Genomic DNA, 14,948 nt, shown 5'->3' with positions numbered 1-14,948 from the left:
CCGGAGGATCTCGACTTGCAGTCCGATGGCGCCGTCCCTCGCCGAGCAGACGGCTATGGCCGGGCCAGCTCCAAAGCCTGGATGAGGTTGTAGAGATTCGAGCGGGTGAGGTCGAGTCTGCGTGCCACCTCGCTCACGTTCCAATCACTCGCATCCAGCTCACGGCGGAGCAGGTCTCGCTGGAACCGCCGCGTCTCCTCGTAGAATGACGTTCGGCTCACCTCGCGCACGCGGGGCCCATCCGCCAGGTGCCTCGGTTCGATGAAGGCGGTTCCTTCCCTGGAGGCACGGAGGAGTGCCGCCTCCAGCTCGCTTCGCAGCTGCCGCACATTGCCAGGCCAGTCCGAGGCCTCACAGAACTCGTAGAGCCCGCGCGAGGGACGAAGCTGCGGGAGAGCCCGCTTCTCCGCCAGCGCTCCCAACAGCGAGTCCACCAGGTCGCGGATGTCCTCGCGCCGCTCGGCGAGGCTCGGCAGGTGGAGGGTGAAGCCACTCAGGCGGTCGAAGAGGTCCTTCCGGAACTGCCCCTCCGCGACCAATTCCTCCAGGTTCGCATCGGTGGCGGCAATCACCCGCCTGTTCGGCTTCGCACCCCGGGGCTCAAGCAGCCGTAGCAGGATGCCCTGCGCGTAGAGGGGCACCTCGGCGATGTCGTCCAGGAACAGCGTGCCCCCTTCTGCTTCCGCCGCCTTTCCCTTCTCGTGCGCTCTGGAGAGAGGTCGGGGACTTGAGGCGAAGAGCACCTCATCGATGAACTCACCGGGGATGACGAGGAAGTCGACCTCCACGAAGGGGCCTTCCCTGCGCGCGCTGTGCTCATGGATGACCCGCGCCAGTTCCGTCTTGCCGGTGGCCAGCGGTCCCCGGATGAGCACGGTGTCGTCCCGCGCCGCGGCGAGCTCCACCTGTTCGAAGACCCGCGCGAGGGCATGGCTGTGCCCTGCGAAGGCGTCCACGCGGAGCCGCCGCCGGAACGGCAGGGTCGGGTCCTCGGTGTTCTCCGGACCTGCCAGCGTGCGTCCCCGCAAGGTCGTGTTGAGGAAGCGCGCGACGTTCTCCACGGTTTGCACGGCCTCGGGCGGGAAGGCTCCGCCAGCCGGACGGCCCTCCAGGTAGAGGGCTCCCGCCGCCCCTCCGGCCAGCGGGACGCAGAGCACCACCCACGGAACGTCCTGCGCTGCACGGATGCACTCCCTGTCACCCGGAGAGCCCCCATGGAACAACGTCCACACGCGCTCGCCCGCCGAGGACTCCGGGTGCAGCTCGACGTAGGCACTCTCGGCGCCGGTTTGCGACACCAGGCCGGCGAGGACCCGTCTCCAGGGTTCGGTGGTGTCAGCGGCCTCCAGGATGGAAAGCACGTCGAGGTACAAGTCGCGCTCGCTCCCAGCTCGGTCCGTCATCCCTGGGAGTGTACCAGCAGGGCACACGCCGCCCTGTCCGCCCGCTGGGTCCTCCGGGGAGGTTGGAGATGGCCCATTCCTCAAACGCCACGGAGGAGTTGACGCAGCTTCTGGATCACGGTGTCCAGAACGTCCTCTGAGTCCACCAGGAACAGCTGCGCCTCCGCTGGATCCTCGGGCTCGAACCTGAACCTGCACCCCTCGACCGCTGGCATCCCAATCGAGTGATAGAAGCGCATCACGGATCGCACGCTTGGGGTCGTGAATACAAACAAGCGGTTGCTCTTGCAGTATTCAAAGATGTGCAAGACCAGCAGTGGGAAGGCGTCGCTGCCCCTGATTTCGGGTCGCAGGGCGGCCCGGCCTGCTTCGAACAGGTTGGGAACGTCAAGGAAGCCCAGGTCCCGCTCGGGTTGGTAGCCATGGACCTCGAAGCGACCCTGAAACCTTCCGCAGATGCGGCCTCCCCCCACCAATACGTCCTGCCTGAAGACCCCGAAGCAGGTGGCGATGTCATCCCGGTCATCCAGCAACTTGCGATCGGAGATCCGGATTCCGGAGGGATTGTCCGGGTTGAAGTTCCAGCCGGCTTCTTCGATGTAGACCTCGAAGAGCAGCCTCCGGTAGGCGTCGAGTTCTTCCGCGCGGGTCAGGGGGCGTACTTCAAAAGAGTTTGTCATCAAGGCAAGGTCCACGGCGCCGGGGCGATGCCTGTCATTACCCCGCCAGGCGATCGGCTCAAAGACAAGCGCTCCCGTGCAGACCCCGGCGCCTCCGTGGAGATTGAGGAGGCGCCACAGAGGGTATACAATCCGTCGAATCCTGCACCATCCACCCCGCCGGAGGCATCCGGGGCGGAGGCGCATGGACGAGGAAGCCGCATGCAACCCAGCGAGGCGCTCCATGAGTTCCACCAAGCTCCTGGGCAGCAAGGCGAGTGCGCTCTTGACGACGACGCTCGCCGCGCTCCTTGGCGCATGTGCCTCCTCTCCTGGCGGCGGGGAGAGAGCCCACCCATGGCAGGCCACCGGAGAGCGCGTTTGGGTCCAAACGCCGGACTGCGCCGTGCTACGGGAGAGCGACGATTGGATGAGGGCGCACCTCAAGGAGGGGGTCTTCCCGCTCGCGTCCACGGACGGCGATGGTCACGGGGTGGTGGCCGCATCAGCCGGGGCCTGTCGCAGTGTGCCCGGCCTGGGGGCTGCCTCCTTCGCCATGGCTGACGGCAACACCTGTATGCGCGGTGTGGACCGTGGCGAATGGGGAGGTGACTTCGCTGTTTTCGAGTCGGGCCGAAGAACCTTCTCTGTGGATGTGGTGAGTCCTCGTCCGCGCCGCCTGGTGCGAGCCAGCGGCCAGTTGCTCTTGCTCTCTGGCGATTTCGGCACTTGGGGGTTCAGCCGGCTGGTGCATGAGGGTCGAGGGCGCTGGCGCCTCGAACCCTTCATCGGGTTTCCGGGAGACATGTATGCGTACGGGCACGACTCGCTCGGCAGGCTGCTGCTTGCGGGAAGGGACGGTGAGTCCGATGCTCGGTGCGCTTTCGGAAGGCGCCTCTACCGGATCCAGGAGGATGGACGGATCGAAAGGCTCCGCTAAGGTTGCGGAGAATGGCTCGCCGCGAATGGCGCCACGCTTGCGTGCATTGAGCCCCTTTCATTCGTTGGTAGGACGAGCCGGAACCTCGATGCGCAAGACATGCAATCGATGCAAGATATCCAATGAGGCCACGGGCACCGAGGCGAGCTGTGATGCCCCGGTGGTGCTGGTCGCCACGCCTCCGGTGGAGAGCAGCGTGGGACCGGCCCACAGGGGCGCGAGAGCACTGAGGAAAGAGGTTGGGCCCTCCTGGATTCGACCCAGGATTCTGGACAGGCAGCAGTCTTCGGACGGACGGCTGTCGGTATCGTTGGCGGGCAAGGTGTTCTGTAAGGTGGACGGGCAGTATGGGCCGATCTCCTTCGGCGACCTGCTCACGAGTTCACCGACTCTCGGACATGCGATGAAAGCCTCCGACCCGCGTCGCGCTTTCGGTGCCATTGTCGGAAAGGCGCTCCGACCGTGGAGCCAAGGAAGCGGCCTGATTCCGATCCTGGTGGCCTTGGGGTGAGGTGCCCGGTTCGTAAGGGGTTGCGGTGCCGCCGCTTCTCATGCGCGTGAGCGCTCGTTCCCGCGTCGAGCCTCGGAGCAGGATAGGATGACGGCGCTTCGTGCCACCCCAGGGCTCCCCTCCCCATGACCTTCGCTTCGCTCGGCCTGTCGGACGCGCTCACCCGTGCCGTGGCCGAACTCGGATATGACGAACCCACACCGGTACAGCGCGCGGCCATTCCCGTGGTGCTGCGCGGCGGCGATGTCCAGGCCTCGGCGAAGACCGGCTCGGGGAAGACCGCCGCGTTCCTGCTGCCCCTCCTGGAGGCTCTGCGGGCGCGCCCCGGCGGTTCGGTCCGGCCGGTGCGGGCCTTCATCCTGGTCCCCACACGAGAGCTCGCGGCGCAGATCGTCGAAGCCGTCCAACAGTACGGCCGGTACCTGAAGAAGCCGCTGAAGACCTGCCTCGCGGTCGGCGGCGTCTCCGCGAACCCGCAGATGCTGGCGCTCCGGGGCGGAGCGGACATCGTCGTGGCCACGCCGGGTCGCGCGCTGGACCTCGTGGAGCAGAACGCGCTCCGGCTGGGGCAGGTGGAGACGCTGGTGCTCGACGAGGCCGACCGGCTGTTCTCCCTGGGCTTCGCCGACGAGCTCAACCGCCTGCTCGCGCTCCTGCCCGCGCGCCGCCAGAACCTGCTGTTCTCCGCCACGTTCCCACCCTCCGTGCGCACGCTCGCGGAGCGGCTGTTGCAAGAGCCCACGCGCATCGACGTCGACGAGGGCGAGCTGCCCTCCGCGGACCTCATCGTCCAGCGGGCCATCAGGGTGGATGCACCCCGGCGCACGATGCTCCTGCGGCAGCTGCTGGAGACCCACGCGTGGTCCCATGTCCTGACGTTCGTCGCCAGCCGCTACGCGGCGGACCATGTCGCGCTGAAGCTCAGCCGCGCCGGCATCCCCGCGACGTCGCTGCACGGAGAGCTCAGCCAGGGGGCCCGCACACAGGCGCTCGCGGACTTCAAGGCGAAGCGCGTGCGCGTCCTCGTCGCCACCGACGTCGCCGCACGCGGCCTGGACATCGCGGGACTGCCCGCGGTCGTGAACTACGACCTGCCCCGCTCGACCGTGGACTACGTGCACCGCATTGGCCGCACGGGGCGCGCGGGCGAGCAGGGCGTGGCCATCAGCTTCGTCAGCGCGGACACCGAAGCCCACTTCCGTCTCATCGAGAAGCGGAACCACTTCGCCGTCGCGCGAGAGCAGGTGGCGGGCTTCGAACCGACGGAGACGGCCGCGCCCGCCGCACCGCCGCTGGATGTGAACGGCGGCGTGAAGGGCCGGCGCAAGAGCAAGAAGGACAAGCTGCGCGAAGCCGCCGCCGCTGGCCATCCCCCGAAGCGCAAGCCATAGGGAGCCCCCTGCCTCAAGGCGCGAGGAGCTCCGGCGCCTGAGGTCATTCGCCCAGGAACTCCTCCAGTGCCCGGGCGAGCGCCTTGGGGGCGACGGCATGCGTCTGTCCCTCCAGCGTCCGGTGACGTGCGCCGGGAATGGCCCGTGCAAGGGTCTGGATCGCCTCGCGCATCCAGCCCGGGCTCGCACCTCCCTCCATGACGAGCGTCGCCGCGCGGACGGCAGGCATCTGCTCGAGCAGCAAGGGGCCGCGGGCGGTGATGAGGAGGTCGTAGCTCAGTGTGTGAGCGAGGTGCTCGAGGCCCGCCCACATGGGCGCCTTGCGCAGCTGCGCGACGGCTGGCGCGGGCATCTGCATCACCTTCGTGAAGTACAGCTCGACGGCCTCTGAACGCCGATTCCCCGCGGCGGCCTCGTCGAGCTGCTTCGCGAGGCCTTCAAACGCCCTCGCCCGCTCCACGTCGAGGATGACGGGAGGCTCATAGACGACCAGCTTCGGGATGGAGAGTCCTCGCGCCGCGGCATCGAGGGCCAGGAGGCCACCCGAAGAGTTTCCGAACACGGCGGCGGATCCGCCTGCGGCGGTGATGAGCGCCGCGAGGTCCTCCACTTCCCTTTCGAGCGCATGAGGCGGAGTGTCCCCGCTGTCCCCGCGACCGCGCCGGTCGTAGCTGAACACGGTGAAGCGCTGGGCCAGCAGGTCCGCCAGCGGTGTTCCCGAGGCCGGCGCCGTGCGGTCGCAGAACGCTCCGCCCACCAGGATGAGCGGTGGACCGTTGCCGGTGGTCTCGAACGCAATGGACGTCCCATCGGCGGACTTGACGGTGTGGATCTTCATGGCAGCTCCTTCAGGGCGAGGCAGCAGGGTGGTAGCCGTGCGTGCGGAACGGGACGTCGAGCTCGCGACAGACCTCGGTCAGGACCTCGGGCGCGTGGTAGTAGTTGCGCAGCCGCGCGATGCGGTCGCCGTCCAGCTCCACCCGCACGACGGCATGCACTTCCTCTCCCGACCACCAGAGGAAGAGCGACTCGCCACGGTGCGCGCGGAGCTCGCAGCGAGGCGGATCCACGAGCACGTAGCCGCCCTCGGGACAGCCGAAGAGCGTTCCCAGGAACGAGCCGTCCCTGACCGCCCGGGCCCCGTACTCGAGCTTGAAGCCTGGATACTCCAGGGTCGCCGTATCGAGCAGGAGCGCCGTGAGACGATCCAGGTCCCGCGCGTTGAAGGCGTCGCAGAAAGCGTCGAGGACGGCGGGAGCCACCGGTGCCGGCTCGGCCGGTTCCTGCGTCACCAGCTTCGCCCGCCCCCTGTGTAGGGCGGCCTTGATGGCTCCGGTCGTGGTGGAGAGCGCCTCGGCGGTCTCCTCGAGTGACATCCCGAACGCATCCTTGAGCACGACCGCGGCTCGCTCCTGCGGCGATAGCTGTGAGAGCAGCGTTCCCGCGGCCTCACGCGTCGCGCGAGGCTCGGCGCGCGTCGCCGGCTCCGGGACCTCCATACCGTCGGGGGCCGGGACCTCTCGCGCCTGCCGCATCCGGTTGAGCCACAGGTTGCTCGCGACCCGAAAGAGCCACGCCCGCGGACTGCGCGGCGGCTCCGCCATGATGCCGAGGCTCGCGAACGCCCGGGCCATCGTCTCCTGGGCCATGTCCTCGGCATCCCAGGGGCTGCGGGTCAGCTGCCGACAGTAGCGGTAGAGGTCCGGGCGGAGTGGCTCGTAGGTATCCAGGAAACGGCGCCAGGACGCCTTGACGGCGTCGCCCAGCGGATCTTGTGACTCAGTGCTCATGTCGGGGAGACACGCGACGGGCGAAAAAGGATACGTCAGCAGGCGGAGAAAGAGGGCCCTTGCTTCCCTGGTTGCCCACTTCTCTCCCTACGTCGCACGTCAGAGGCGGTGACTGGGGTTGTCTCCATGGACGTGCGCAAGAAGCTGGAGATCCTCGCCGATGCCGCCAAGTACGACGCCTCGTGTTCGAGCAGCGGCGGCAAACGCAAGGCGGGCAAGGAAGGGCTCGGCAGCGTCGAGGGCATGGGCATCTGTCACAGCTACACGCCGGATGGCCGGTGTGTGTCATTGCTCAAGATCCTGCTCACCAACTTCTGCATTCTCCGTCACCTTCAGCTGCCCGAGCAGCCGCCGCGCCTGGCTCCGGCGCTGGGGCCACCGCAGCAGGCGCTCTGGGAGTCACTCTCGGCTGAGGGTCGCACCCTCTCGAGCAGCTCGCGGCAACCGGTCGCCCGCGCAAGGCAGTGGTGCCCCTGGAGCGCGACGTGCAGGCCTCCTTGGGGGCCTCCTTCACCGTCCAGGGCATGTCGCAAGGCCCTCCTGGCCCACCACCTACCCCGGCCCTCGCCCGCAACAGGGCTCCCATGCCGCCTATGCTCCGAGGAGCTGGTGGAGATGCTGTGGGCGAACGGCGTGCGGACGCTGGTGGACATCCGCACGGTGCCGCGCTCCCGCACGAACCCGCAGTTCAACGTGGACGCGCTGGGAAAGACGCTGGCGCAGGTGGGAGTCGATCACCTGCACCTGGCAGCGCTCGGCGGGCTGCGGCGAGCGCGCAAGGACTCACCCAATGCGGCCTGGCGCAACCTGAGCTTTCGCGGCTACGCGGACTACATGCTGACGGAGGACTTCGCGCAGGGGCTGGAGACGCTGCGCGAGGTGGCGCTGCGGGGCCCGGTGGCCGTGAGGTGCGCGGAGGCGCTGCGCTGGCGCTGCCATCGCTCGCTGGTGGCGGATGCGCTCTGGGCGCGGGGCGTCCGGGTGACGCACATCACGAGCCCCACCCGCGTGGAGCCGCACCGGCTCACCGCCTTCGCGCAGGTGCGGGGGCGACAGGTGCTGTACCCGGCGACGTAAGGAAGACGGATTGCCAGCGCGTCGGCGGATACGCTCCCGCCACGAACCTTTGAGGTGCGCGGCAGGAGCCTGGCCTTGCTCGGGCCGACAGGGAACGAGTCAGTTCCCCAAGCCCTGCACTTGCACCGGGGTGGTGCGATCAATGGTAGTCCCATCTCCAACGCTGCCGTATCTGTTCCAGCCCCAGGCCCAGAGAGTGCCGTCCGCCTTCAAGGCCATGGAGAGGAAGCCGCCAGCGGAAAGGGTCTGGACTCCGGTCAGCCCCTGCACCTGCACCGGCGTCGTGTGCTGGGTGAGCGTCCCGTCTCCGAGTTGGCCACGCGTGTTACCGCCCCAGGCCCAGACGGTGCCATCCGCCTTCAAGGCCAGCGTATGTTCGTACCCTGCGGCAATGGCCACGACTCCCGTCAGCCCCTGGACCTGCACCGGTGTGTAGCGGACGGAGGTCGTCCCGTCTCCAAGGGCGCCGTGGGTGTTCAAACCCCAGGCCCAGAGGGTGCCATCCGCCTTCAACGCCAGGGAGTGGAAAGTGCCAGCGGCGATGGCCGCGACTCCCGTCAGCCCCTGGACCTGCACCGGCGTCTTGCGCGGGACCGCCGTCGGGTCTCCGAGCTGCCCCACGTTGTTATCACCCCACGCCCAGACGGTGCCATCCGCCTTCAAGGCCAACGTGTGGGTGTTGCCAGCGATAAGGGTCGCGACTCCCGTCAGCCCCTGGACGCGCACCGGGATGGTGCGATCGATGGTCGTCCCATCTCCAAGGTTGCCGTTACTGTTCCAGCCCCAGGCCCAGAGGGTGCCGTCCGCCTTCAACGCCAGGGAGTGGTAGCCGCCAGCGACAACGGTCTCGACGCCCGTCAGCCCCTGGACCCGCACCGGCGTCCTGCGCAAGGTGAGCGTCCCGTCTCCAAGCTGACCTGTGTCGTTCCTGCTCCAGGCCCAGACGGTGCCATCCGCCTTCAAGGCCAGCGTATGTTCGTCACCCGCGGCAATGGCCGCGACGCCCGTCAGCCCCTGGACCCGCACCGGCGTCGTGCGGTGAGAAATGTCCGTCCCTTCTCCGAGCCGTCCATTGGCGTTGACGCCCCAGGACCAGACGGTGCCGTCCGCCTTCAAGGCCACGGTGTGCTCAAAGCCAACCGAGATGCTGAGCCCTGGAGAGGGAATGCAGGCGGTCCCCCCCGTCAGCGCAAAGGATGTACTGGCGGACAAGCCCAGCGCATTGGTCACCGTGACCGTCACCCTGGGGGGCGTGTCCGAGGGCACACAGGAAGGCGCCGTCCAGACCACCTCGCTCGTCGTCGCGCTGTGGGTGGCCATGCCCAGGGTGCCGACGTTCGCGGCCCACGCGAAGGAGAGCGCGCTGTCCTGCGCGTCCTTCGCCTTCACCCGGAATGTGACGGTGTCACCCGGCGCCGGCACGTTGCCAAGAGACTGGAAGGACTCCACGACCTCCGGCGGGAAACGCGGCGAGGTCTTCGGCCCCACGCACACGGCCAGCGTCCCCGTCGTCTGTCCGCCCCGCCCGTCCGTCACCGTCACCGTGAGGGGGCAGCTGGCGCACAGGCCGCCTGCGGGTGGCTGCTCCATGGGCGTGAAGCTCGCGTTGGCCGAGGTGGCATTCGCCCACGTGCCCCGGCAGCCCGCCGTCCACGCGTAGGTGAGGCTGTCTCCGTCATTGTCGCTGGCGTTCGCCACCACCGTGGTGGTCTCTCCCACCGCCATGAAGGAAGGCGTCGCGGTGACACGGGCCACCTGCGGCCACGTGTTCACCGACACGTTGACGGCCGCACTGCCGACTCCGGTGCCCACCGTTATCGTCACGCTGAGGGCCGCCGTGGCGCCCTTCGAGTCCGTCACCGTCAACGTCAGCACCACCGGCCCCGGCTGGGCGGGCGCCGTCCATGCCGTGTTGAGGTTGGAGGCCGAGCTGAAGCTGCCGGCCTGCGCCGTCCAGGCGTACGTCAGCGTGTCCCCCGAGTCTGGGTCCTGGGCTGTCGCTTGCAGCGCCACCATTCCGCCAGGCGCCACCGTCGCGGGGCTCGCCACCAGCGAGGTAATCACTGGCGCTGCGTTCTCGAACGCAGGAGGTGCATTCACCTCTTGCAGCAACAGCGTCACCGCTGTCGTCTGCCCGGCAGTGATGGTGACGTCCGTCGCCTGCCCCGCGTAACGCACGGTGTTGGTGGCGTCGAAGGCCTGCGCCCTGAAAGTACGTCCTCCTCCCGCCGGCAGGTTGCCCAGGATGCCGCCCCACTGCCCACCCGTCTTCACCAGCAAGTCGGTGCGCGTGGCCATGCCCGCGCCAGTCACCGTCAGCTCTACCCGAGCTACGTCGCTGGCACTCAGCGTCTGCGGCAGCGTCACCACCGCCTGCGTGCTTCCCGTCTGCACTTCCGCGCTGCACCCGGCCAGCGCAACCCACACGCCAATGGCAAGGCACAGCAGCCAGCTTCTTCTCTCTCGTTGCAATGGATGCTCCTTGTGCGAGCGACTGCGTCAGCCCTCCCCGAGGCAGCGACGCGCCCGCTCGGGCACAAGGCGTGGCGGGAAAGGGGCCGGCACCGTAGCTGAAACACACATGCTCTCGCCCCTGAGTCGCATCTCTCCCACCTCGTGACGCTGACCGCGCGTGTCCCGTCCCTCCGGCTTTGGCAAGAGGCGCGAGACACCGAGGCCCCTTCCGTGTCTCGTTTGTAATCCAGCTTCAGCTCCCCGCAGCGGCAGCGTCGGGCGAGGAGGAGGCACCCTCTGCAGGGGCGGCAACTGTGGGCAGCTGCGGGAGGCGTCAGCGCGCTCCGAGGCTGGACTGGGCCGGGTTGCTGCGCAGGACGTTCGCAGTCGATGTCTTCTCGTGCCCAAGGTGCGGAGGCCCGCGACGGGTGCTGGCATACCTGACGCAGGGCACCGTCATCCGGCGCATTCTCCGTCACCTTCAGCTGCCCGAGCAGCCGCCGCGCCTGGCTCCGGCGCTGGGGCCACCGCGGCAGGCGCTCTGGGAGTCACTCTCGGCTGAGGGTCGCACCCTCTCGAGCAGCTCGCGGCAACCGGTCGCCCGCGCATGGCAGTGGTGCGCCTGGAGCGCGACGTGCAGGCCTCCTTGGGGGCCTCCTTCACCGTCCAGCGCATGTCGCAAGGCCCTCCTGGCCCACCACCTTCCCCGGCCCTCGCCCGCTACAGGGCTCCCATGCCGCCTATGCTCCCATGGTGTGGCCCATCTACAAGCACGTCGTGAAGATGCGGCGCAACATCGGCGCGGCGGCGGAGGTTCGCGACAGTGGCTGACGCAATGCCCAACTCAATTCGATGCGACTGCGCTCAGCCATCAATCAACCCGCTAATCCCGTAACGGGGCCCGGCCCTCTGAAGGCTGATCGGCAGGCTCTTTCACATTTTCCTGAGCCTCCTGCTTACCGTCCACCACGAGACCCACAAATCTTTGACCAATCTGATTATTAAGGGCCTCACCAAAATCATCCTCATACACCTCGCGATACGCACTCAGAAAATCTTCACTTTTGACAAACTCCCTAAACAACGGCCAATCTATATAATCAATTTGCCTAACGTGCTCGCCATGCACTCCAGAACTGCGCATGAATTTCGCCGCAGCCGGAAAGTCATCCAAGAGCACCGACGCACACATACGCAGATCGGGCACACACGAAGACCAATCACTAGACTTAATCACAGCCTCAGCCTCCTTGCCCTTGCCGGCAAACTTGAGGGCCTGAGCATATTTAATCTGAATCAGACGTCGCATCACATCAGACGAGAACTTTTGCTTAACGCCGAATCGCCCAATAGCCTCGGCCAAACCCCATCGCTCCTGCCTAAGCAATATTTGCAACTGCTCCTCCAGAACAAACTCTGCAACGCCTCGCTGATCCGGCACAGCTTTACACCAAAGCACATGAGCAACGTTGAAGCCAACTTCGCACACAAAGTCGACAGCAGCGTAAAAATACGAGAGAGGCAGTCCCAGCCGGTCGCCGACACTTGGAGCCGGATCAGGAAGACACTTCTCGCTTCGGCAAATCTGAAGATATTGTCCAGAGACGACGCCATCACAATGAGTCAGCAAGTTTCGGCGCTGCGAACACTCGATAAAAGATTGCCATCCCGCAAGCTTTCGAAAGTCCTGAATGCCAAACCGCTTTTCGAGAATCTCAAATTGCTCAACATAACTTTCGCGACGAAACGCCTCAATCTCCTTATGAATCACCTGCTCCCGGATATCGTCAATGCTTTTGTATGACACGATATCCTTAAGAGCCATTGTTTTATTTGATGAATCCAGCAACTCTGGACGCTGTCGATAAAGCGCCGTGAGCAAGTCGCCGGTGAACGCATCAAAAAAGCTAAATATCGACAAGAAAAGACTTCTCGCCAGAAGACCCGCCTGCCCAAAAGACCTATTCATTCTAAACTGCTCAATAATTTTAACTGACTTAATGGCATCGCCCATACTGAACTGAGGAGCCTCGCCAGATACCATCTTTTTCAACGATGCTATTGCGGCAAACAACTCCTTATGCGCAGCTTTATCGGCGTCAATGGAAGCTGACAGGTAGGTATCCGCGCAGGACTTCACAGAGCTAATATTATCCATGAACCGACGGACAACTGTCACATATGGCGACTCGTTGTTTGAATCTTGAAATGGGTGAGCGCTTGCCGGCCTTTCGCTAGGGTTCTGATTTTGTTGGGGCTTTTTCATTTTGTGACTCACGACCTGATTGGTGGCACGTGGCAGTAGTGGATGAGGGTTTCACCCTACCAAACCGCAGAGGCTGTCGAGCACGGTGTCGCAGAGCGTCAATACGGCCCCAGCCTCAGTTCGGGAGGCGGATGGCTAGCGCTCCCCGCAGCGGCAGCGTCGGGCGAGGAGGAGGCACCATCTGCAGGGGCGGCAACTGTGGGCAGTTGCGGGAGGCGTCAGCGCGCTCCAAGGCTGGACTGGGCCGGGTTGCCGCGCAGCACGTTCGCAGGAGATGTCTTCTCGTGCCCAAGGTGCGCAGGCCCGCGACGGGTGCTGGCATACCTGACGCAGGGCGCCGTCATCCGGCGCATTCTCCGTCACCTTCAGCTGCCCGAGCAGCCGCCGCGCCTGGCTCCGGCGCTGGGGCCACCGCGGCAGGCGCTCTGGGAGTCACTCTCGGCTGAGGGTCGCACCCTCTCGAGCAGCTCGCGGCAACCGGTCGCCCGCGCATGGCAGTGGTGCGCCTGGAGCGCGACGTGCAGGCCTCCTTGGGGGCCTCCTTCACCGTCCAGCGCATGTCGCAAGGCCCTCCTGGCCCACCACCTTCCCCGGCCCTCGCCCGCTACAGGGCTCCCATGCCGCCTATGCTCTCAGGGCCTGCGTGACACGGACAAGCGCTACGCGCTGGAGATGGAGGGTGTGAACGCCTACGCCATCACGCACTTCTCGGACTGGGACGCGCTCAGCGCGCAGATTCGAGCGGGCTTCGACTTCGGCAAGCAGCGCTGCACCGCCTACACCCGCTGGGTCGTGGAGCAGTCCCTGGTCCCCCGGTTCGTCCGCGCGTATTCCGAGGCCGTCTCGGCGCTGCGCGTCGGCAATCCGATGCTGGGGGCGCACGTGGACTTCGGGCCCCTCATCTCCGCCAGCAAGGCCGAGGAGCTCCGCTCGCTCATCGCGCAGGTGCGGGAGCAGGGCACGGCGGTGCTGTACCAGGGCGAGCTCGCGGAGGACGCCTTCATCGCAAGCCAGGAGCGGGGCGCATACCTGCCGCCCGTCCTGCTCTTCGGCGTCCCGCGCGACACATGCCTTCAAGGTCGGCATCAACGCGCTGCGCTCGCGGGGCGACAGCGAGGAGTCCTTCGGCGGCAAGGGCGGCTCATGGGCGGGCTGCTTCGTGGGCGGCACCCACCTGGTGCGCGCCTTCACCGACGGCCCCCATCCCCTGGAAGGCAACTGGCCGGATTGAGCTCATTCGGAGTACCCGGCGGCGTCCGGACCGGGCGCCGCCGCGGCCCCGTCGCCGTTGTGGCGCACCGGGACGGCGGTGTGCTGGATGGCCACGCGCTCCATGTTGATGAAGGTCTGGAAGGCCCACCAGCCCAGGCTGAACCACGGGGGAGGGGGCAGCTTCCCCTTCACGGCCACCTCCACCGCGCCCGCTGTCGCGAAGGTCAGCGTCGCCAGCGTGCCCAGGTCCAGGTGCCCATCGGTGGCTCGCAGCACGTCCACGTTGACGTTCTTGAAGAACAAGCTGGCTGCGCGCGCCACACCGCTCCCCTTGGTGAGGGAGCGCAGCAGCGCATCCCCATCGGGCGGCTCTTCACCGGGGCGCAGCAGCACGTCCACGCCGGTGCTCCGGCGCACCTCCTCCAACAGCCCCTCGAGGCTCAGCTGCCCTGGGTCGTGGAGGCACAGCACGCTGCCTGTGTAGGGCCGCACCTGCACCTCCTCGACCCCCTCCACCTGGAGGAGCCCGTCCGCCAGCGACGTGGCCTCTTTCGCGTCGCTTCGCAACCACGGCAGCCGCAGGCGCGTGCGCCCGGGCGAGGTGTGGACGATGTGGATGACCCGTTCCATGCGCGTTCCCTCAGGCCTGGGCCTGGGCCTCGGCCGCCGGTCGCGTTCGCTCGCGCCCCCGGGCCCGGGCTTTCGCCTCGGCCAGCAGGTCATCGAAGTCCTCCTGCTTCATGGCGACGCGCGCGATGACCAAGTCGACGAAGCGGTAGGCCGCGGAGGCGACCTCCACGGCGAGCGGCCGCAGGTGCCTGCTCGCCAGCACCGTGCCCGCGCCCGCGCCATAGCCCAGCAGAAAGGAGGGAAGGTCGAACTTCATGGGGGTGTCTCCAGTGAGGAAGTCGTGCTCGTCATCCGGCGCACCCGGCGCACCGCGTGGCCACTCCATACGGGCACCGCGCCCATCAGGCCTGGCAGGACGAAACCCAGGGCCAGCCCGCCGAACGTCAGCGGCGTGGGCGCCGGAAGTCCCAACACCCGCCGCAGCGGCGGGAAGGTGAGCGCCGCCACGTGCAGGGCCGCGGCCCCGCCGACGAAAGCGGGGAGGCGCCACTCGCCGTCCGTGGGGGCATGGCGCCGCGCCTGCGTGGGCGCGCGACACACGGCCGAATAGCCGAGCTGCACCGCGGTGAGCGTCCCGAACGCCAGCGGCGGGCCTCCCAGCGCCAGCCCCAGCCC

At 67.0% G+C, this 14,948-nt stretch carries 10 protein-coding genes and 2 pseudogenes; 3 read left to right on the top strand and 9 right to left on the bottom strand.

Going from position 1 to position 14,948, the window contains the following annotated elements; all coding sequences use genetic code 11:
- Positions 1-53 precede the first annotated feature (53 nt).
- Together D7X55_RS06485 and D7X55_RS06480 are read right to left on the bottom strand one after the other, a co-directional pair.
- Positions 54-1,373, bottom strand: coding sequence for a sigma 54-interacting transcriptional regulator (locus D7X55_RS06485; protein WP_158626325.1), 1,320 nt, complete (start codon positions 1,371-1,373; stop codon positions 54-56).
- Positions 1,374-1,483: 110 nt separating this feature from the next.
- Entirely contained in the window at positions 1,484-2,098 is a 615-nt protein-coding gene (locus D7X55_RS06480) for a hypothetical protein (RefSeq protein ID WP_120551142.1), read from the bottom strand.
- A 1,540-nt stretch (positions 2,099-3,638) separates the two neighbouring features.
- Between D7X55_RS06480 and D7X55_RS06470 the strand changes: the two genes are divergently transcribed.
- On the top strand, positions 3,639-4,904 hold the full coding sequence (locus D7X55_RS06470; RefSeq protein WP_121722539.1) for a DEAD/DEAH box helicase: 1,266 nt from the start codon (positions 3,639-3,641) through the stop codon (positions 4,902-4,904).
- A gap of 43 nt (positions 4,905-4,947) precedes the next feature.
- Here D7X55_RS06470 and D7X55_RS06465 read toward each other — a convergent pair whose 3' ends face one another.
- Both D7X55_RS06465 and D7X55_RS06460 read right to left on the bottom strand, forming a co-directional pair.
- Positions 4,948-5,742, bottom strand: a complete 795-nt coding sequence (locus tag D7X55_RS06465) for an alpha/beta fold hydrolase (RefSeq protein ID WP_199746877.1) — start codon at positions 5,740-5,742, stop codon at positions 4,948-4,950.
- Between the two features lie 10 nt (positions 5,743-5,752).
- Complete coding sequence (locus D7X55_RS06460; protein WP_121722538.1) at positions 5,753-6,694, bottom strand: sigma-70 family RNA polymerase sigma factor; 942 nt, start codon at positions 6,692-6,694, stop codon at positions 5,753-5,755.
- A 126-nt stretch (positions 6,695-6,820) separates the two neighbouring features.
- Here D7X55_RS06460 and D7X55_RS44545 point away from each other — a divergent pair, with 126 nt between their 5' ends.
- Positions 6,821-7,771, top strand: a complete 951-nt coding sequence (locus D7X55_RS44545) for a DUF488 family protein (RefSeq protein WP_233609640.1) — start codon at positions 6,821-6,823, stop codon at positions 7,769-7,771.
- 99 nt (positions 7,772-7,870) lie between these two features.
- Here the strand turns inward: D7X55_RS44545 and D7X55_RS06450 are convergent, their stop codons facing one another.
- Positions 7,871-10,243 carry a PKD domain-containing protein gene (locus D7X55_RS06450; RefSeq protein ID WP_121722536.1) on the bottom strand — a complete coding sequence of 791 codons (2,373 nt, stop codon included), beginning with the start codon at positions 10,241-10,243 and terminating at the stop codon, positions 7,871-7,873.
- Between the two features lie 865 nt (positions 10,244-11,108).
- Positions 11,109-12,491 carry a hypothetical protein gene (locus D7X55_RS42820; protein ID WP_147470037.1) on the bottom strand — a complete coding sequence of 461 codons (1,383 nt, stop codon included), beginning with the start codon at positions 12,489-12,491 and terminating at the stop codon, positions 11,109-11,111.
- A gap of 42 nt (positions 12,492-12,533) precedes the next feature.
- Here D7X55_RS42820 and D7X55_RS45625 point away from each other — a divergent pair.
- Positions 12,534-13,499: pseudogene (locus D7X55_RS45625) on the top strand (aldehyde dehydrogenase family protein); the annotation flags it as partial.
- Between the two features lie 225 nt (positions 13,500-13,724).
- Here the strand turns inward: D7X55_RS45625 and D7X55_RS06435 are convergent.
- The 3 genes and pseudogenes from D7X55_RS06435 to D7X55_RS06425 form a co-directional block, all read right to left on the bottom strand.
- Positions 13,725-14,333, bottom strand: coding sequence for an HMA2 domain-containing protein (locus D7X55_RS06435; RefSeq protein WP_121722535.1), 609 nt, complete (start codon positions 14,331-14,333; stop codon positions 13,725-13,727).
- Between the two features lie 10 nt (positions 14,334-14,343).
- Positions 14,344-14,589, bottom strand: a complete 246-nt coding sequence (locus D7X55_RS06430) for a hypothetical protein (protein ID WP_121722534.1) — start codon at positions 14,587-14,589, stop codon at positions 14,344-14,346.
- A pseudogene (locus D7X55_RS06425) lies at positions 14,586-14,948 on the bottom strand (cation-transporting P-type ATPase); the annotation flags it as partial. The gene D7X55_RS06430 and the pseudogene D7X55_RS06425, both read right to left, overlap by 4 nt.

Origin of the sequence: Corallococcus sp. AB049A, from assembly GCF_003668885.1 — a bacterium.
In the GTDB taxonomy this organism is placed as follows: domain Bacteria; phylum Myxococcota; class Myxococcia; order Myxococcales; family Myxococcaceae; genus Corallococcus; species Corallococcus interemptor.
The sequence above is the reverse complement of the archived record's forward strand: the minus strand, read 5'-3'. Positions and strand labels throughout refer to the sequence as shown.

Bases quoted from the DNA above. Each gene is read 5' to 3' on its own strand.
- D7X55_RS06470 (WP_121722539.1), top strand. From the start codon at position 3,639: ATGACCTTCGCTTCGCTCGGCCTGTCGGACGCGCTCACCCGTGCCGTG.
- D7X55_RS06465 (WP_199746877.1), bottom strand. From the start codon at position 5,742: ATGAAGATCCACACCGTCAAGTCCGCCGATGGGACGTCCATTGCGTTC.
- D7X55_RS06460 (WP_121722538.1), bottom strand. From the start codon at position 6,694: ATGAGCACTGAGTCACAAGATCCGCTGGGCGACGCCGTCAAGGCGTCC.
- D7X55_RS44545 (WP_233609640.1), top strand. From the start codon at position 6,821: ATGGACGTGCGCAAGAAGCTGGAGATCCTCGCCGATGCCGCCAAGTAC.
- D7X55_RS42820 (WP_147470037.1), bottom strand. From the start codon at position 12,491: ATGAAAAAGCCCCAACAAAATCAGAACCCTAGCGAAAGGCCGGCAAGC.
- D7X55_RS06435 (WP_121722535.1), bottom strand. From the start codon at position 14,333: ATGGAACGGGTCATCCACATCGTCCACACCTCGCCCGGGCGCACGCGC.
- D7X55_RS06430 (WP_121722534.1), bottom strand. From the start codon at position 14,589: ATGAAGTTCGACCTTCCCTCCTTTCTGCTGGGCTATGGCGCGGGCGCG.